General features: G+C 35.6%; 17 protein-coding genes and 1 riboswitch. Of the genes, 14 read left to right on the top strand and 3 right to left on the bottom strand.

From position 1 onward, the window contains the following. The first annotated feature begins 6 nt into the window (after window positions 1–6). The 4 genes from CWS01_RS12920 (at window position 7) to CWS01_RS12935 (ending at window position 2,914) form a co-directional block, all read left to right on the top strand. The gene (locus CWS01_RS12920; RefSeq protein WP_101177619.1) at window positions 7–792 is read left to right on the top strand and encodes an SDR family oxidoreductase; all 786 of its coding nucleotides are present in this window, start codon (window positions 7–9) and stop codon (window positions 790–792) included. Between the two features lie 180 nt (window positions 793–972). Further along, complete coding sequence (locus CWS01_RS12925; RefSeq protein WP_101177620.1) at window positions 973–1,413, top strand: MarR family winged helix-turn-helix transcriptional regulator; 441 nt, start codon at window positions 973–975, stop codon at window positions 1,411–1,413. Between the two features lie 170 nt (window positions 1,414–1,583). Beyond that, on the top strand, window positions 1,584–2,612 hold the full coding sequence (locus CWS01_RS12930; RefSeq protein WP_101177621.1) for an NADH:flavin oxidoreductase/NADH oxidase: 1,029 nt from the start codon (window positions 1,584–1,586) through the stop codon (window positions 2,610–2,612). A gap of 65 nt (window positions 2,613–2,677) precedes the next feature. After that, window positions 2,678–2,914, top strand: coding sequence for a putative quinol monooxygenase (locus tag CWS01_RS12935; RefSeq protein ID WP_268877071.1), 237 nt, complete (start codon window positions 2,678–2,680; stop codon window positions 2,912–2,914). 561 nt (window positions 2,915–3,475) lie between these two features. Here the strand turns inward: CWS01_RS12935 and CWS01_RS12940 are convergent. After that, window positions 3,476–4,819 carry an amino acid permease gene (locus CWS01_RS12940; protein WP_101177623.1) on the bottom strand — a complete coding sequence of 448 codons (1,344 nt, stop codon included), beginning with the start codon at window positions 4,817–4,819 and terminating at the stop codon, window positions 3,476–3,478. Window positions 4,820–5,082: 263 nt separating this feature from the next. Here CWS01_RS12940 and CWS01_RS12945 point away from each other — a divergent pair, with 263 nt between their 5' ends. From CWS01_RS12945 to CWS01_RS12965, 5 genes are all read left to right on the top strand, one after another. After that, window positions 5,083–6,060, top strand: coding sequence for a ring-cleaving dioxygenase (locus CWS01_RS12945; protein ID WP_101177624.1), 978 nt, complete (start codon window positions 5,083–5,085; stop codon window positions 6,058–6,060). Between the two features lie 162 nt (window positions 6,061–6,222). Continuing rightward, window positions 6,223–6,525 (top strand): Dabb family protein, encoded by a 303-nt coding sequence (locus tag CWS01_RS12950; protein ID WP_101177625.1) that lies wholly within the window; start codon window positions 6,223–6,225, stop codon window positions 6,523–6,525. A gap of 390 nt (window positions 6,526–6,915) precedes the next feature. Further along, window positions 6,916–7,347, top strand: a complete 432-nt coding sequence (locus CWS01_RS12955; RefSeq protein ID WP_101177626.1) for a DUF1641 domain-containing protein — start codon at window positions 6,916–6,918, stop codon at window positions 7,345–7,347. 39 nt (window positions 7,348–7,386) lie between these two features. Further along, a complete protein-coding gene (locus tag CWS01_RS12960; RefSeq protein ID WP_101177627.1) occupies window positions 7,387–8,565 on the top strand; it encodes an NAD(P)/FAD-dependent oxidoreductase in 1,179 nt (392 codons plus the stop codon). Between the two features lie 308 nt (window positions 8,566–8,873). After that, a riboswitch (cyclic di-AMP (ydaO/yuaA leader) is annotated at window positions 8,874–9,025 on the top strand. A gap of 172 nt (window positions 9,026–9,197) precedes the next feature. Then, window positions 9,198–11,024, top strand: coding sequence for an APC family permease (locus CWS01_RS12965; RefSeq protein ID WP_101177628.1), 1,827 nt, complete (start codon window positions 9,198–9,200; stop codon window positions 11,022–11,024). Window positions 11,025–11,158: 134 nt separating this feature from the next. Here CWS01_RS12965 and CWS01_RS12970 read toward each other — a convergent pair whose 3' ends face one another. Further along, on the bottom strand, window positions 11,159–11,935 hold the full coding sequence (locus CWS01_RS12970; protein WP_101177629.1) for an acetoin reductase: 777 nt from the start codon (window positions 11,933–11,935) through the stop codon (window positions 11,159–11,161). 328 nt (window positions 11,936–12,263) lie between these two features. Between CWS01_RS12970 and CWS01_RS12975 the strand changes: the two genes are divergently transcribed. From CWS01_RS12975 to CWS01_RS12985, 3 genes are all read left to right on the top strand, one after another. Next, complete coding sequence (locus CWS01_RS12975) at window positions 12,264–13,415, top strand: multidrug effflux MFS transporter (RefSeq protein WP_101177692.1); 1,152 nt, start codon at window positions 12,264–12,266, stop codon at window positions 13,413–13,415. Between the two features lie 73 nt (window positions 13,416–13,488). Then, window positions 13,489–13,974, top strand: a complete 486-nt coding sequence (locus tag CWS01_RS12980; RefSeq protein WP_101177630.1) for a nitroreductase family protein — start codon at window positions 13,489–13,491, stop codon at window positions 13,972–13,974. 200 nt (window positions 13,975–14,174) lie between these two features. Then, window positions 14,175–14,831 carry a M50 family metallopeptidase gene (locus CWS01_RS12985; protein ID WP_101177631.1) on the top strand — a complete coding sequence of 219 codons (657 nt, stop codon included), beginning with the start codon at window positions 14,175–14,177 and terminating at the stop codon, window positions 14,829–14,831. Here CWS01_RS12985 and CWS01_RS12990 read toward each other — a convergent pair. After that, window positions 14,826–15,140, bottom strand: a complete 315-nt coding sequence (locus CWS01_RS12990) for a helix-turn-helix domain-containing protein (protein WP_101177632.1) — start codon at window positions 15,138–15,140, stop codon at window positions 14,826–14,828. The two genes, CWS01_RS12985 and CWS01_RS12990, sit on opposite strands and share 6 nt — an antisense overlap. A 176-nt stretch (window positions 15,141–15,316) precedes the next feature. Here CWS01_RS12990 and CWS01_RS12995 point away from each other — a divergent pair, with 176 nt between their 5' ends. Both CWS01_RS12995 and CWS01_RS13000 read left to right on the top strand, forming a co-directional pair. Further along, entirely contained in the window at window positions 15,317–16,318 is a 1,002-nt protein-coding gene (locus CWS01_RS12995; protein WP_101177633.1) for an asparaginase, read from the top strand. Continuing rightward, entirely contained in the window at window positions 16,319–17,173 is an 855-nt protein-coding gene (locus tag CWS01_RS13000; RefSeq protein WP_101177634.1) for a YitT family protein, read from the top strand. It abuts the gene before it with no gap. Window positions 17,174–17,423: the final 250 nt, after the last annotated feature.

Genomic DNA, 17,423 nt, shown 5'->3' on the forward strand with positions numbered 1-17,423 from the left:
AATTTTATGTATAAAGATATAGAAAACAAGGTAGTAGTAATTACAGGTGCATCAACTGGATTAGGACGAGCAATGTCTATTCGTTTTGGAGAAGAAAAAGCAAAAGTAGTAATCAATTATTTTTCAGATGAAAAAGAAGCAGAAGGAGTGAAAAATGAGGTAGAGGAAGCTGGAGGAGAAGCAATTATTGTACAAGGAGATGTGACAAAAGAGGAAGATGTGATGAGACTTGTACAAACAGCTGCCGCTCATTTTGGAACAGTAGATATTTTTATAAATAATGCTGGGATTGAAAATTCTGTGCCTTCCCACGAGCTTTCTTTAGAAGATTGGGAAAAGGTTGTGCAAACCAATTTAACGGGAGCTTTTTTAGGAAGCAGGGAAGTATTAAAATATTTTGTAGAACATCAAATCAAAGGAAATATTATCAATATGTCAAGTGTACATGAAAAAATTCCTTGGCCAACATTTGTTCATTATGCAGCAAGTAAAGGTGGGGTGAAGATGTTAACAGAAACACTTGCACTTGAATATGCACCTCGAGGTATAAGAGTAAATAGCATAGGTCCAGGGGCTATAAACACACCGATAAATGCTGAAAAATTTGCAGATCCAGTTCAGCGGAAAGATGTAGAATCCATGATTCCACTAGGCTATATTGGCAAACCAGAAGAAATTGCTGCGGTTGCTGTGTGGCTTGCTTCATCAGAATCAAGCTATGTAACCGGCATTACTTTGTTTGCTGACGGCGGAATGACAAAGTACCCATCCTTTCAGGCCGGAAGAGGGTAAAATATGCAAAGTTTTTCTCAGAGAAAAGGAAGAATTCTTGAATTTTTTGACCGTTTAAAACAATAGTACTGTTTGACTAGTAAAAGTTATAGTTGGTACAATAAGTTATTAACCGTGAATATAATGGCTTAATATGTAAAGAAAATAGGCCATTTTATACCAACTATAGGTGGAGATTAAATGGAATTAAATGAACAAAGTCCATTCGTTGCAAGTTGGCTAACACTTACTTCCATACAAGAAAAAGTAGCAAATGAATTGGAGAATACTTTACAAGCAGCCCATCAATTATCGTTAAGGGAGTTTTACGTGCTGCTGTTTTTAGCACAAGCTCCGGAGAAAAAGTTAAGGCTGCAGCAGTTGCAAGAAATGGTTAATTTAAGTCAAAGTGCATTATCAAGACTTGTTGCAAGAATGGAAGCGAAAAGCTGCGGGGCACTGCAAAGACATATTTGCCAAGATGATCGAAGAGGGATCTATACTTCTTTGACAGCATATGGGGAAGAAAAATTAGTAAAAGCAAAGATGACTTTTCAGCAAACATTAAATGAAGCACTAAAAAAGGATCAGGTTTATCAAGGGTTAACACAATTAGTAAAAGAGCTTGAAAATCATAAATAACAAAAGCAGTCGACAAGTTTTTGCTTGACTGCTTTTGGCAGCATTTAATCGATGGGATGAAGGCAAATAAATTAAAATGGTGTTAAGTAGGCAACAATATTGACTGAGAAATAGAATCATGTTAATTTACATGCATGAGCATACATTTAAAAAGAAAGAAGGAATAAAAAATGACAAATTTATTTACCCCTTTTTCATTTAAAGGATTAGAATTAAAAAACCGTGTGGTGATGCCCCCAATGTGCCAATATTCTGTTGAGAATAAGGATGGAATTGCAAACGACTGGCATTATAATCATTATGTTAGCCGTGCAATTGGCGGGGCAAGCTTAATTATTATTGAAATGACAGATGTAGATCCAGATGGACGCATTAGTGATTATGATTTAGGGATATGGAGCGATGAGCAAATTCCAGCATTAGCTCGCATTGTTGATGCCTGTCATGCACATGGCGCAAAAGTAGGCATTCAAATTGCTCATGCCGGAAGAAAAGCGGAAGATGCAGAAGTTCCTGTTTCTTCTTCGCCGATAGCTTTTGATGAAAAATCAAAAACGCCAAAAGAATTATCTACAAAAGAAGTAAAAGACATGGTCATAAAATTCCGTCAAGGAGTAGAACGTGCATTAAAAGCTGGTGTGGATGTGATTGAATTACATGGTGCACATGGCTACTTAATTCATCAATTCCACGCACCGCTTACAAATAAAAGAGATGATGAGTACGGTCAAGATCGGACAAAATTTGGTGTAGAAGTAATTCAAGCTGCGAAAAGTGTTATGCCAGAAAACATGCCTTTAATTCTGCGCATTTCTGCAACAGAATATGTGGAGGGCGGCTATACAGCAGAAGAAAGTGTAGAATTTGCGAAACATTATCAAAAAGCTGGTGTCGATATATTCCATATAAGTTCAGGTGGAGAAGGGCCTCTATCTGCAACTAGAAGACCTGGAATACATGCAGGCTATCAAGTGCCCCTTGCCCGCTTGTATAAAGAAACATTAAATGTGCCAGTTATCGCAGTTGGGAATTTAGAAGATGCAACGGTTGCAAATGCAGTTGTTGGAAATGAAGATGCAGATTTAGTGGCAGTAGGAAGAGGAATGCTAAGAAATCCTTATTGGACAATTGAAGCAGCTGCACAGCTGAAAAAAGAAACACCAGTGCCAAAGCAATATGCAGCAGCATTTCCTAAATAAGGATTAAGCAGGAGGAGCGGCTATTACTGTTATAGCTATTTTAAAAGCACATTCAGGCAAAGAGACTGAGCTGCGAAAAGAATTGCAAAAATGGTGAATCCTTCCCGCAAAGAAAAGGGTGTTTAAATTATCTGTTTCATGAATCTTTAAATAACGACGATGTTTTTGTGTTTTATGAAAATTGGGTCGATGAAGAAGCGATTAAATTTTATAATGAAACAGAGCATTATCTGACATACAAGCAGAATGTCGAAGCATTAATAGAAAGTAAACAAGTATTTAAATTGGCAACACTTGCTTAAATTTTTTTAAACGGGCTATCCAAAGCAGATAGTCTGTTTTTTTATAGGCTATGTTAAAGCTCATTGCTGATTTTGACACTTTATTGATTGCAGCGAGAGGCTCCTGGACTGCCCGCGGAAAGCGAACGCCTCTCGCTGCAATCAACAGGCAAATTGAACAGAGCTTTTTATAAAGGCTTCTAAAAAAAGAGTTTTTTATTTTGTGTTAAGGAAACTTTTTTTACTGTGGTTAATATTATATAACAGGAGGGATAAAGGATGAAACCAAATGGACGCATTCAAAAGAAAATAGAAGCATATTCTTATGTTTTTAAATGCTTAGGAATATTAAAGGAAGAAGAATGGAAGAAAATCCAAGCTGCTAGTAATAAAAATTAACAAAACCAATTATAAAAAATAGTGTAAAAAGTTAGTCTGAGGGGGCAGAAGATGAGTAATAGGACTAAGTAGAGCTTGCAAAACGAAAAAAATTGCGAGCTCTACCAAATTAGCGTAAGAAAATTTTGGAAAGAACAATATACAAGAATGATGTTTGTTCTGCTAAGAGGAGACAAGCCTAAACTATAAAGGGGCTTGCTTTCGTTTATACACAACAATAATTGTACAAACAGAAAGAATAACTACAAATAATAGACTTACAAAAAAGCCGATTCTAATTCCCTTTTCTAAAGTTGTTCCTGTGATAGCCGCAATAATAAGAAGTATACCGACAGATGCTTTTGTTTTATCCCAAAAAGTTGTTTTTAACACTTTAAAAGAGGAAAAAAGAATAAATGCCCAGTTATACAAGAGTAGAATTCCTGCAGCAGTTGTAATATATTCGAATATTTTTCCAGGTAAAATAAGTGCTGCCACAACGGAAGCAAATAAGCCAAGTGCCCCCAATATAAGAGAAGGCAATGGGAGGCTATTGAATTTATTTAATTTTTTCTCAAATAATTTTGGTGCATCTCCACCTTTAGCTAGTGTTACAAGAAGATTTGTCACTCCAAATAACGACGCAGTCATCGTAGAAAAACCAGCAATAATAATCGCTCCGTTAAATACATGTGGGAAAAAATTTAAATGATAATCGGATAAAGCAGTAACAAAAGGACTTTCTTTTTCCGTAAATGCATGAAGCGGCACAAGCACGACAGCTAATCCTAATGAAAGAACATAAATAATCATTAAAATAATCAGCATATTAGTACCTGCTTTTGGTGCATCTTCTTTCTTTTTTAATTGCATGGCCATAAGGCCTATTACTTCAATTCCTCCATATGCGTAAAAGGCATATAGCAGTGATGTCCAAAATCCTTTCCAGCCATGTGGAAAAAAGTCTTGGTTAGAATTTGGAAACACTGGTTTATGTCCGCTCGTTTTAAACCAGCCCAAAAGTGCAGCAGCTGCTAATAAAATAAACATAATAATTGCTGCTGTTTTCATTACTGCCAAATAATTTTCAACTCGATCAAACCCTTTTGTACCTAAAAAAACAACAAAAATTGATAAAACGGCATAGATGCAGGCAAAAATCCAAAGAGGAATTTTCGGAAACCAAAATTGGGAAAGGAGTGCAAGTGCAGTCAGTTGGCTGCCCATAATTAAAATATTGGAACACCAATAGTTCCAGCCACAGCTAAAGCCTGCCCATGGACCAAAAGCTTTGTTTGCATAATAGCAAAAAGAGCCTTCTTGTGGATCTGCTGCTGTCATTTTGGCGAGCAGATTAAAGACAATATAAGTGCCAAGAGCCGCAATAATAAAAGAAAAGACAATGGAAAATCCCGTTTCTTTTATGCCGATGCCTGATCCTAGAAAGTAGCCAGTACCAATGGTGCAGCCAACGCCTATTAACGATAGTTGCCACCATGAAAGACTGCCTGTTTCTGGAGATTTATTTGCTTTTGTTTGTTTATTCATCTGAAGCTCCTTTCTTAAAAATATATACATACCAAAGCTTAGTATGTGTTTGAAAATAGATATTATGTTTGAGATGAGAAAAGAAAAGAAAAGAAAAGAAAAGTATTCAGTAGCATGTTGGTTGACAAGTCAGATGGAGAATGATATATTTATCTCGAATTAAAGATATTTTAAATTGAAGTAATAATAGATGGAATAATTTTCATATACTACCTATTATCATATAGGAGAAAATAAAGAAATTGGGCTGGAGGAATAGTAAAATGAATGGATTAAAAGGAGTACATCATATAACCGCGATAACAAGCAGTGCAGAAAAAAATTATGAATTTTTTACATTTGTATTAGGAATGCGTTTAGTGAAAAAAACAGTCAATCAAGACGATATCCAAACATATCATTTATTTTTCGCAGATGACATAGGAAGTCCTGGAACAGATATGACATTTTTTGATTTTCCTAATATTCCAAAAGGAGTGCATGGTACAAATGAAATTGCTAAAACATCCTTTCGTGTGCCAACAGATGTAGCAATCAATTATTGGAAGGAACGCTTTGACCGCTTAGGGGTGGCTCATGATGGCATCTCCGAACAATTTGGCAAAAAAGTTTTATCATTTGTTGATTTTGACGAACAATCATATCAGTTAATTTCAGATGAACATAATCATGGAGTAGCACCAGGTACTCCTTGGCAAAATGGGCCCATTCCATTGGAATATGCGATTACTGGGTTAGGTCCAGTGTTTATTCGTATTGCTAATTTTGATTATTTTAAAGAAATGCTTGAAAAAATGCTCGAATTTAAAGAAATAGCTAAAGAAGGATCTTTTCATTTATTTGAAGTAGGCCAAGGGGGAAATGGTGCACAAATTATTGTAGAGCATAATGGGGTTCTTCCCCAAGCACGTCAAGGGTTCGGCACCGTTCATCATGCGGCATTCCGAGTAGAGGACCGAGATACATTAAATCAGTGGATTAGCCGTATGGAGAATTTTGGTTTTCAAACATCTGGGTATGTAGACAGACACTTTTTTCAATCCTTATATGCACGAGTGGCTCCTCAAATTTTGTTTGAATTTGCGACAGATGGACCAGGATTTATGGGGGATGAGCAGTATGAAACACTTGGTGAAAAACTATCACTTCCTCCATTTTTAGAAGGCAAGCGAGAAGCTATTGAACAGTTGGTTCGTCCAATTGATACGGTAAGAAGTACGATTGCATTTACAAAGGAATAACAGAAAAGAGAGAGCCTTCTGCTTATAATGAGAAGGTTTTCTTTTTTGTAGGATAAAATCATGGGAAAAGAAAAATACAGAGAAAATAAATAAAATTTGCTGGAATATCTATAATTCGTTAGAATATAAAGATAAATAAAGCAAAAAGAAAGAGGTCAACTTATGATAGATCATATTGTTCTAGTTAAATTTGGCGAATCAACGACAGAAGATCAACTACAAGAAGTGATAAAAAGATTTCGAGCATTACGCAACAAAGTGATAGGTATTGTGGATTTGCAAGCTGGATTAAATTTTGCTTCTAGTAACTCAGACTATCAAGTATTGCTAAAAGTTCGTTTTGAAGATCGGCATGCGCTAGAACTGTATGGACCAAATCCTGAGCATCAGGCAGTGGCTGCATATATCCGAGAAGTTGGAAGAGTAGACAGCATTGTGGCAGATATTGAATTTGACAACATATAAAAATCAACGATCTATTCACTAGAAAGATTTTTTTTTGATTGAGAATGGCGAAAAAAGAACGCAAAAATTGTCAAAAGTGTTATGCTCTGTGACGAAGTTCATAATTACTTAAAAAATCTCTAAAAATTTGTCATTCTCACATTTATTTTTCATAAAAAAGTGGTATTATATTAAAGGGATTAAAACAAAGGATAATGTAAAGGTTCTGTTTAATAGTTTTGTATAACTATTAGTTACTATTGCCAGAACTATAACGATCCTTAATTTCACTGGTATTTATATAAAATTTTATCTTTACTTTGCAAACTATTGTGCATAAAATCACAATAGTTTGGCAATTTAATCAAAACTCATATAAGCGTATCTGCTTATAGTAAAGGAGAATCAGTTATGTCAGAAACAACTACGCAAGCAAGTGAAAAGCAACTGACAGCAACAACTAGCCAAGATTTGTTAGATCAACTTCTGAAACCAGAAGTGCAAGAATCTTTAACAACATTAGTGGAACAACTTCCTAAATTAACAGAAGTAGTAAATGTTTTAACAAAGTCTTATGATTTTGCGCAAGGATTAGCTAATGATGAAGTATTTAAAAGTGATGCGGTTCATGCAGTAACAGAAATGATGGAGCCAGTTGTCCATTCAGCTAAAGGAATTGCAGCAACTGCTATTGAAGCGAAAGATCGTGCAGAACAAAGCAGTGAAACAATCGGTTTATTTGGTCTATTAAAATTATTAAAAGATCCACAAGCACAAAAATTATTCCGCTTTGCACAAAGTTATTTACAAATTATGTCAGAACGCGAACAACAACAAAAATAAGCATTATTTTTGATTAGGAATAAGGACGGAGGATATACTATGTCAAAACATATTGTTATTTTAGGTGCTGGATACGGTGGACTTTTAGCAGCTCAAAATGTACGCAAATATTATTCAAAAGAACAAGCTAAAGTGACTGTAATTAACAAATTCTCAACACACCAAATTATTACGGAACTGCATCGTCTTGCGGCTGGAAATATTTCTGAGCAAGCGGTTGCAATGCCTCTTGAGAAATTGCTTAAAGGGAAAGATATTGATTTAAAAATTGCAACAGTAGAATCTTTTTCTGTAGATAATAAAGAAGTAGTATTGGCAGACGGTACTAAACTTACTTATGATGCACTAGTTGTTGCATTAGGAAGTATTACTGCATACTTTGGAATCCCGGGATTAGAAGAAAACAGCATGACATTAAAATCTGCTGAAGAAGCAAATAAAATCTTCCGTCATGTGGAAGATCGCATTCGCGAATATTCAAAAACGAAAAAGGCTGAAGATGCTACTATCTTAATCGGCGGAGGCGGCTTAACTGGTGTTGAGCTTGTTGGCGAACTTGCTGACATCTTGCCTGCAATGACAAAAAAATATGGCGTCGACTATAAAGAAATTAAATTATTGCTAGTAGAAGCAGGTCCAAAAATTCTTCCTGTTCTTCCAGATGATTTAATTCAACGTGCTACTCAAAGCTTAGAAGCACGCGGCGTAACATTCTTAACAGGTCTAGCTGTAACGAATGTTGCTGGAAACGTAGTAGACTTAAAAGATGGACAAAAAATTGTTACAAATACATTTGTATGGACTGGCGGAGTACAAGGAAATCCACTTGTTGGCGCATCTGGTTTAGAAGTAAACCGTGGTCGTGCAACAGTAAACGATTTCTTGCAATCTACATCACATCCTGAAGTATTTGTTGCTGGAGATAGTGCTGTATACTTTGCAGCAGATGGTCGTCCATACCCGCCAACTGCACAAATCGCTTGGCAAATGGGTGAATTAATTGGCTACAACTTGTTTGCATATCTTGAAGGCAAAACACAAGAAACATTCAGCCCAGTTAATTCAGGAACACTTGCTAGCCTTGGACGCAAAGACGGTGTGGCAATCGTAGGCGGAAGCAACACACCGCTTAAAGGATTATCTGCTACTTTAATGAAAGAAGCAAGTAATGTTCGCTACTTAACACATATTAAAGGATTATTCAGCTTAGCTTATTAATCCATATTTAAGATGTCATTTAGGTGCTTTTATAGCACCTAAATGACATCTTTTTTTATAAAAAAGTCTGTTTTCTTACCCCATCTATTTTTCCTTTTCCCATACATAAAAAGTTTTAAAAAAATGTCTTTTTCTTGAAGATTAGAGCAAAATAGCAGATTTTCCATGAAATGATGAGATTTGATCAACTAATGCCATGTAATTAAGCTCTTATCGCCTTTTTTCCTGTTTTATGATCTTTTTTTCTATTTTTGTTCCCTTTACTTTCAATATGGCAAGGAGTATGATCATCCCATAGTAAATAATATATTTCTTTATCGCTTAATCCATATGGAGCGGGGGAACCAATTATGTTAGTGCAGTGTTTTGCACTTGGGGTGAATCCTTTTAAAAAGGTAGGGCAAACTCTCTTTCTGCCCGAATCCGACAGCTAACTCCGTAAGCGTTCTAGAGAGAGGAAGTGACTCTGCCATTATGCAATTTAAAGGCCGCGGAGGTTTTCCTCTGTGGTTTTTTTGTCGTGCATAAAAATAAAAGGAGATTTTAGAAATGAATTTAGCAGATTACACATACTAATAATGTCTAATAGGTCAAGCAGGTAAATTTTTAGTTACTAACTGGAGGAAACTATTGTGAATAGATCGGTTGTTAAAAGAGTAGTAATCGGCAAACCGTTAAAAACAAGAGAATTAGGAGATCAAAAAATAAACAAATTAAAAGCATTGGCCATTCTTTCCTCAGATGCATTGTCCTCTGTTGCTTATGGTACAGAACAAATTTTGATTGTGCTTGCAGGAATCGGTTTTCTTGCCTATTGGTATTCCATTCCGATTGCTGTCGGCATTTTAGTGCTATTGACTGCTTTGATTTTGTCTTATCGGCAAATTATATATGCTTACCCAAAAGGTGGGGGAGCCTATATTGTTTCTAAAAAAAACCTAGGGGAAAATGCAGGATTGATTGCTGGCGGGTCTTTGCTGGTTGATTATATTTTAACCGTTGCAGTTAGCATTTCTGCAGGAACAGATGCCATTACCTCTGCATTTCCAGGTTTACATGGATATAATGTTCCAATTGCTTGTTTACTTGTTTTATTTATTACGATATTAAATTTAAGGGGAATTACAGAATCAGCTTCAGTACTAGCCTATCCGGTTTATTTATTTGTGTTAGCTTTAATTATTTTGCTTGGAAAAGGGTTATGGGATGTGCTCAATGGACAAGTGCCAGAAAGCTTACATACACCAATTGGTACAGCGGTTCCAGGGATAAGCTTATTTTTATTGTTAAAGGCTTTTTCTTCTGGATGTTCTGCATTAACAGGTGTTGAAGCTATTTCCAATGCAGTTCCAAGTTTTAAAGAACCAAGCGCAAAAAATGCGGTTCGCACATTAACAATGATGGGAATTATTCTTGCGGTATTATTCTCTGGCATTACATTTTTAGCTTTTTGGTATGGTATATCTCCGAAAGCAGAAGAGACAGTAGTATCACAAATTGCTTCAACAGTATTTGGAAGGAATTTCTTTTATTATTTTATTCAAGTAACAACAGCTCTTATTTTGGTATTGGCAGCCAATACAGGATTTGCAGCATTTCCGCTGCTTGCTGTAAACTTGGCTACCGATAAATACATGCCAAGAATTTTTACTATTCGCGGAGATAGGCTTGGCTATTCAAACGGCATTGTTACATTAGGAGCAGCTTCCATCTTACTAATTATTCTTTTTGAGGGACACACTGAAATGCTGATTCCGTTGTATGCGGTAGGAGTGTTTATTCCGTTCACTTTATCTCAAAGTGGCATGATTAGAAAATGGGCAAAAGAAAAACCTTCAGGCTGGCAGCTGAAATTAAGCGTTAATCTAGTTGGGGCGCTCATAACATTTACTGTATTAATCATTTTGTTTACAACGAAATTCCCACAAGTTTGGCCAGTGTTTGTATTTTTGCCGATTATTGTAATTATTTTTCATAAAATAAATGCACATTATAATGATGTTGCTAACCAATTGCGGATTGAGGGAGCGTATCGTCGAGAGAAATTGAAAGGAAATATTGTTATTCTTCCTGTTGCAGGTATTACAAAAGTAGTGGAAAATTCTTTAGCGTATGCTGAAACAGTAGGAGATACAGTAATAGCAGTATATGTGGCATTTGATCGGGAAAGCGAGAAGAAAATGGAAGAGAAGTGGAATGCATACAGACCAGATATTCGCTTAGTAACGTTGCATTCACAATATAGAAGTTTGATTCGTCCATTAAGAAGATTTATTGATGTTATTGAAGAAAAAGGAGAAGAGCATCGAAATAGCGTTACTGTTATTGTTCCACAATTTATTACCAAAAAAAGTTGGCATAACATTTTGCATAATCAATCCAGTTTGCTGCTGAAAGCACATTTGCTTTATCGCAGGAATGTTATTGTTACTACCGTGCCATATCATTTAAAAAAATAGTCATAACAAACCCCGAAATTCTTTTTGAAAGGAATTCGGGGTTTTGTTTATTAGTGAGCAAGTTCATCTCCTATTATAAAAGGTGATGGGAAATAAACTCAGTTGATTTTAATTCTAGGATTCTAAAAAACTATTCAGCCAAAAAGTATGCCTCCATCAATTAATACAGCTTGTCCTGTCATATAGTCAGAATCAGGTGATGCCAAATATGAAACAAAATTGGCTACATCAGCTGGTTCTTGGGTTCTGCCTAAAGTGATTCCTTCTGCAAACTTTTCAAATGCCTGCCCTTTTTCAAGCCCCATGTATTCACCCATTCCTTCATCAATGCGATCCCACATGCTTGTGCCGACAATGCCAGGGCAATAAGCATTTACTGTGATTTTAGAGGAAGCTAATTCTTGTGCTGCTGTTTGTGTCCATGCTTTTACAGCGAATTTTGTTGCAGAGTAGGCACCTAATAAACTATATGCCCGGTGTCCTGCAATACTGCATGCATTAATGATTTTTCCCCCTGTACCTTGTTTTTTCATTTGAACAGCAGCTGCTTGAATACCGAATAATGTTCCAAAAACATTAATTTGAAATATTCGCTGTAAATCTTCTTCTGTTATATTTAAAATGGAGTCAACTTGATCAATGCCTGCATTGTTGACAAACACATCAACATTCCCATATTTTTCTACTGTTTGATCTACTAAGGAAACTAAATCTTCTTTTTTGCTTACATTGGCAACAAAGGAGCTGCTTTCTATCCCTTTTTCGATTAATTCTAGAGATGTTCTATTAGCACTTTCTTCATTTATATCACTGATAACGATGGTAAATCCATCTTTACCAAGGCGTTCTGCAATTCCTTTACCGATTCCTTGCCCAGATCCTGTAATGATGGCAACTTTATTTTCATTCATACCAACCAATCAACCTTTCTATCGATAGACTTTGTTCTATTTTTTATCTACCCTTTTCTTTCTATAGTAAACAAGTCTATTTTTTTAGTTGGGGAAAAGAATTTTACGTGCAGCCTAATATGGCAGGAAGCTGGCAGTTAGAAATTTATAAAAGAGACGAAATATAAGAGCAAGAAGTTATTTAAAACGAACTACTTGGTTTTTTTACATAGAAATTTCGGAACTAGTAATGTATGATAATAAAATAAAAGTTATATAAAGAAGAGAGGATAATTGGTTCGTGAAAAGTACATCACTTGTAGCAGAGCAGAAGCATAATCGGTTATCGATGATTTTAATTTTAGGATCTCTTGCTGCCTTTGGCCCTTTATCTATTGATATGTATTTGCCAGCATTGCCATCATTAGCAGCAGAGTTTCATACAACAAGCGGTCTAGCTCAGCTTAGTTTATCTTTTTTTCTGATTGGTTTGGCAGGGGGGCAATTAGTGGCAGGTCCATTAAGTGACAGTATTGGCAGACGTTTGCCCTTGCTTGTTGGATTAATTCTTTATATGATCACATCTTTGCTATGTGTATTTAGTCCTTCTATTTATTCCTTAATTTTTCTGCGATTGCTGCAAGGAATTGCTGGGTCTGCTGGAATTGTTATTTCAAGAGCAGTCGTAAGGGATTTATATAGTGGAACAGAATTAACGAAGTTTTTTGCGCTCATTGCTTTAGTAAATGGCGCTGCCCCGATTTTGGCTCCGGTATTGGGAGGGCAATTTCTGCGATTTGGTACATGGCAAGGCATTTTTATCTTGTTATCATTAATTGGACTGATCATGTTTATTTCTGTCCGATTTTATTTGCCCGAAACATTATCGGCAGAAAAAAGAGTACCTGGCGGTTTAGGCAATACATTGGTGACATTTAAACGAATTTTGGCAGATCGCGGCTTTTTGGGATATGCACTAGCTCAAGGGTTTGTTATGGCAAGCATGTTTTCTTATATATCTGGTTCACCATTTGTGGTGCAAGATATATTTGGTGCTTCCCCACAAATATATAGCCTGATTTTTGCAGTGAATGGTCTTGGCATTGTGTTGGCAACACAAATCACAGGACGCATTGCAGGGAGGATAGAAGAAAAAAGATTGTTTGTTATTGGTCTTATGATAAATGTAGTCAGCGGTATTTGCTTAGTAATTGCAAGTCTTTTGAATGCAGGATTATTATGGCATTTAGTTCCATTATTTTTTGTTGTATCAAGCGTTGGTGTAGTAACGACAACAGGATTTACGCTAGCGATGCAGACACAAGGGAAAAATGCAGGAAGTGCTTCTGCTTTGCTTGGCGTGTTAAGTTTATTAATGGGTGGTTTGGTGTCTCCCCTTGTTGGCCTTTTGGGAAATGAATCTACTTTATCCATGACTAGTGTTATATTAGGAGCAGGACTTTGTGCAATAATTTCTTATATTTTGTTAAGAAAAAAATAAAAGCAGGATAATTGGTATCTTTCGTATAAGTTTTATGTATGCAATAGATACATAGATTAGAGGAGGAAAAAGGATGAATCTTTCAGAAGTTATTAAAAATCGCCGTACAATTAAGAAGTTTAAAGAAGAAAGCATTGATGGAGAAAAAGTGAAACAATGGCTCCAGACTGCTGCTTATGCACCAAATCATAAACTGACAGAACCTTGGGAAATTGTTTTTATTGGTTCTGAAACAAGAGCTGAATTAAATCATAAGTTGAATTTTGGAAATGCTCCTGTACTTTTTTCGATATTGAGTCATAAAGGCAGAAATGAGTTAGAAAGAGAGGAAAATCTCGCCGCTGTTGCATGTTTTTTGCAAAACTTTATGCTCCTTGCATGGGAAAATGGTGTAGGAACATTTTGGAGTTCTGTTGGAGCTTCTCCAAAAGGAAAACAGGTTCTGCAAGTGCCGACAGATTATGACATAGTGGGCGTAATTGCTGCTGGAATTCCAGAAGAAATTAAAGAAGCGAAGGAAAGAACATCGATTGATCTAAAAATCAAACATTTAAAATAATAAAAGCTATCTATAATGGAGCTGTAAACATTCTCTTTAAAGAAAGGAGTGTTTACAGCTCCATTTTGCATGTTAAAAAGAAAGAGAAAAGGAAATAGTGAAAATAACTAAACATTTTTGTTACGCTGATTTACTTTCACATATTTTTCATATTTGTGTATTAAGATGGAGAGAAGTATAAAAAGATTAGAGGAGATAGAATGGGAATTTGGAAGTTAGTATATTTTTATATCATTATGGCAGCAGTCTGCTCTTTTCTTCCTATTGTAGGGCGATACATTGCCATAGTTAATACGTTGATTCATGAAGTTTGGCATGTACTTGCAGCAATAATTTCGGGGCGGAAATTTAGGCTCGTGCATAAAATTAACTTGAATAGAGATGCTTCTGGAACAGCCTTAACACAGACAGATTCATGGATTGGTCGTATCTTTATTGCATATATGGGGTATACGGGATCTTCAGTAACAGCCTATGGTTTATTTTATTTGCTAAAGAAAGAGTACTATATTGCCATCCTTTGTATTTTTACTTGTGTTGCCTGTATAGCTCTTGTGCTATGGGTAAGAAATTTATATGGTTTATTTTGGACTATATCCTTTTTGGTTTTTAATTTCTGGATTTTTTATTATGATAAGCCAGTGATTTTACAGCATGTCAGCATTTTTTTAAGCTGTATTATATTAGTTCAATCGGTTTTAACAGCATTTGTTATTTTTAATTTGAGCATCAAACATAGAAGAAATGCTGGAGATGCTACCGCACTGGCAGAAGCAACAAAAATACCTGCTTTTATTTGGGGAGCAGTCTTTTTTTGTCAGTCCTTATATTTTGTTTACCTTATTTCTGTGTTATAGTCCTCTTTTTATCCTTGTAAAGGCAATGAGATTGTTGATTTCATCGGTTGATAAAGGCTGTTGATCGACTGTCAAAGAAATAGAATCCACTGAAGTTAATTCTATAATAGAAGCAGGTGATGTTCGATTTAAAATATAGTCAATCGATACATTAAATAAGTCGGCAATCTGTATTAATGCACGTAATGAAGGTTCACGGTAGCCTGATTCATAGCCTGCGTATGTACTTTTGGCAATGCCTAGCATATCAGCAGTTTCTTGCTGTGACCAATTTTTCTTTTTTCGCAATTCTTGTAATGTTTTTAGCAATAATCCCCACTCCAATCTATTATAAACAGAAGTATAGCATGGAAAATATTTTTTTAAAAGAAAAAAGTGCGCGTTTTGAATACAGGTATTGCTTTGTTTATAGGAATAGTACTATAATACAACTAAAATAGAACGCGATTCGCATACTTTAGTAGTAGGGGAATAGGGGGAGACATATGAAGAAGTTATTATTGCTTGCTACAGGAGGAACGATTGCATCTGTAGAAGGAGAAGAGGGACTTGTTCCAGGATTATCAGCTGAGGATTTGCTGCAATATTTTGATGACGATTCTCGAACGGTTGATGTGACATGTAAAATCTTGATGAATCGAGACAGTACAAATATGCAACCAGAACATTGGGTGGGGATGGCTGAAGCGATTGCGGAAAACTATGACCAATATGATGGTTTTGTTATAACACACGGTACAGATACGTTGGCATATACTTCTGCTGCTTTAAGTTATATGCTGCAAAATCTCAAGAAACCAGTTGTTATCACAGGATCTCAAGTTCCAATCAGCTTTAAACAAACGGATGCAAAGAAGAATGTATCAGACAGTATTCGCTTTGCGATGGAGGATATTGGCGGTGTATTTGTTGTCTTTGATGGAAGAGTGATTATTGGCACGAGAGCTGTTAAGATGAGAACAAAAAGTTATGATGCATTTGAAAGCATCAATCATCCTTATGTTGCTAGCATTCAGGAAAAAACAATTAACTATTATTGGAAGCCAAGTCAAACGAATAGCAGCAGCTTGAAAGTAGATACAAGTCTTTGTCCAGATGTGTTTTTATTAAAACTTCATCCAGGTACAAAACCGGAAATTTTTGATTATCTAAAAACAGTTTATAAGGGAGTAATTATTGAGAGCTTTGGAAATGGCGGTTTGCCTTTTGAAGAAAGAAATTTATTGCCAAAATTGCAGGAATTGGTTCAGGCAGGAGTAGCGGTGACTATCTCTACTCAATGTCTAGAAGAAGGGCAAGATTTGTATTTATATGAAGTTGGCAGAAAAGTGGCGCAGTATGATATTATTTTATCTGCGGATATGAATACAGAAGCAATTGTGGCGAAATTAATGTGGACACTAGGAAAAACAATGGATAGAAAGCAAGTAAAACAATGGATGGAAAAGCCGATAGCTTCGGATTTATCTGTTGACTGGGAAAAATAAATGAAGAAGAAAATAAGTACTAAAATCATAGGGAATTTATTTTTATTGCATACAGGCGTATTTTTAATTGCTGTAAATATTCATTTTTTTATGGAGCCAAATCATTTTGCTTCAGGTGGATTAGGAGGATTAAGCATTGTGCTTCATGCCTTTTTTCCTGATCTTTCTCTTGGAGCGGTTATGCTTTCATTAAATCTTATTTTATTTATTATTGGATTTATTTTCTTAGGTTTTCAATTTGGTGCAAAAACGATTTATGCAAGCTTCTTATTGACATTTTTCGTTTGGATAATGGATCACTTTTATCCTATGTCTAAAGGGTTTAGCGAGGATTTATTATTGCAGCTGGTAATGGGAACAATAATTGCAGGTCTCGGCTTAGTGGTAGTTTTTAAGCAAAATGCATCTACTGGCGGAATGGATCTGATTGCGATGATTTTAAATAAATATTTTGCGATTGATATCGGCAAAGCGGTGCTTATGGCTGATTGCCTCATTAGTTTATTGGCTGTATTTGCCTTCGGGATTGATAAAGGATTATATGCATGTTTCGGCATTTTTTTAAGAGGAATTGTGATTGACTATTTCACCAGCCAATTTAATATTGCAAAAGAAGTGGTGGTTATTAGTGAAAAATGTGATCAAATTCAAGAATATATCATTCACCATCTTCAAAAAAGTGCAACCATCCATACTGCAAAAGGAGCTTTTACCAATCATAGCAAAAAAGTAATTACCATTATTTTAGAAAGAAAAGATTATGTTAAGCTAAAAAAATACATTAGCCAAGTCGATCGACAAGCATTTGTTACGGTTCATAATATGAATGAAGTAATTGGCACGGGATTTAGCTAATTAATGGTACATATTAATAGTTGTATTGGTAACAGGATAGAAGGGGCAATGGATGTATCCTTTATTAAAAGGGATGCCGGTCTTTGATGGGATCTTTTATCTATACTCTTCCATTAATTGGTGAAAAGGATATGCTCTGTGGGGCGGAAGAGAGAAAAAATTAAAAGTATATGTATTCTCTTCTACCATTTGCAGGAGATAAAAAGGATAAAGAGAGAATGGAATTTCGCTCTTTATCCTTTTTATTCGT

The sequence above is a fragment of the Niallia nealsonii genome (genome assembly GCF_002835805.1).
In the GTDB taxonomy this organism is placed as follows: domain Bacteria; phylum Bacillota; class Bacilli; order Bacillales; family Cytobacillaceae; genus Niallia; species Niallia nealsonii.

Coding starts and splice junctions, on each gene's coding strand:
- CWS01_RS12930 (WP_101177621.1), top strand. CDS start 1,584: ATGACAAATTTATTTACCCCTTTTTCATTTAAAGGATTAGAATTAAAA.
- CWS01_RS12960 (WP_101177627.1), top strand. CDS start 7,387: ATGTCAAAACATATTGTTATTTTAGGTGCTGGATACGGTGGACTTTTA.
- CWS01_RS12920 (WP_101177619.1), top strand. CDS start 7: ATGTATAAAGATATAGAAAACAAGGTAGTAGTAATTACAGGTGCATCA.
- CWS01_RS12945 (WP_101177624.1), top strand. CDS start 5,083: ATGAATGGATTAAAAGGAGTACATCATATAACCGCGATAACAAGCAGT.
- CWS01_RS13000 (WP_101177634.1), top strand. CDS start 16,319: ATGAAGAAGAAAATAAGTACTAAAATCATAGGGAATTTATTTTTATTG.
- CWS01_RS12925 (WP_101177620.1), top strand. CDS start 973: ATGGAATTAAATGAACAAAGTCCATTCGTTGCAAGTTGGCTAACACTT.
- CWS01_RS12985 (WP_101177631.1), top strand. CDS start 14,175: ATGGGAATTTGGAAGTTAGTATATTTTTATATCATTATGGCAGCAGTC.
- CWS01_RS12955 (WP_101177626.1), top strand. CDS start 6,916: ATGTCAGAAACAACTACGCAAGCAAGTGAAAAGCAACTGACAGCAACA.
- CWS01_RS12940 (WP_101177623.1), bottom strand. CDS start 4,819: ATGAATAAACAAACAAAAGCAAATAAATCTCCAGAAACAGGCAGTCTT.
- CWS01_RS12950 (WP_101177625.1), top strand. CDS start 6,223: ATGATAGATCATATTGTTCTAGTTAAATTTGGCGAATCAACGACAGAA.
- CWS01_RS12995 (WP_101177633.1), top strand. CDS start 15,317: ATGAAGAAGTTATTATTGCTTGCTACAGGAGGAACGATTGCATCTGTA.
- CWS01_RS12980 (WP_101177630.1), top strand. CDS start 13,489: ATGAATCTTTCAGAAGTTATTAAAAATCGCCGTACAATTAAGAAGTTT.
- CWS01_RS12970 (WP_101177629.1), bottom strand. CDS start 11,935: ATGAATGAAAATAAAGTTGCCATCATTACAGGATCTGGGCAAGGAATC.
- CWS01_RS12975 (WP_101177692.1), top strand. CDS start 12,264: ATGATTTTAATTTTAGGATCTCTTGCTGCCTTTGGCCCTTTATCTATT.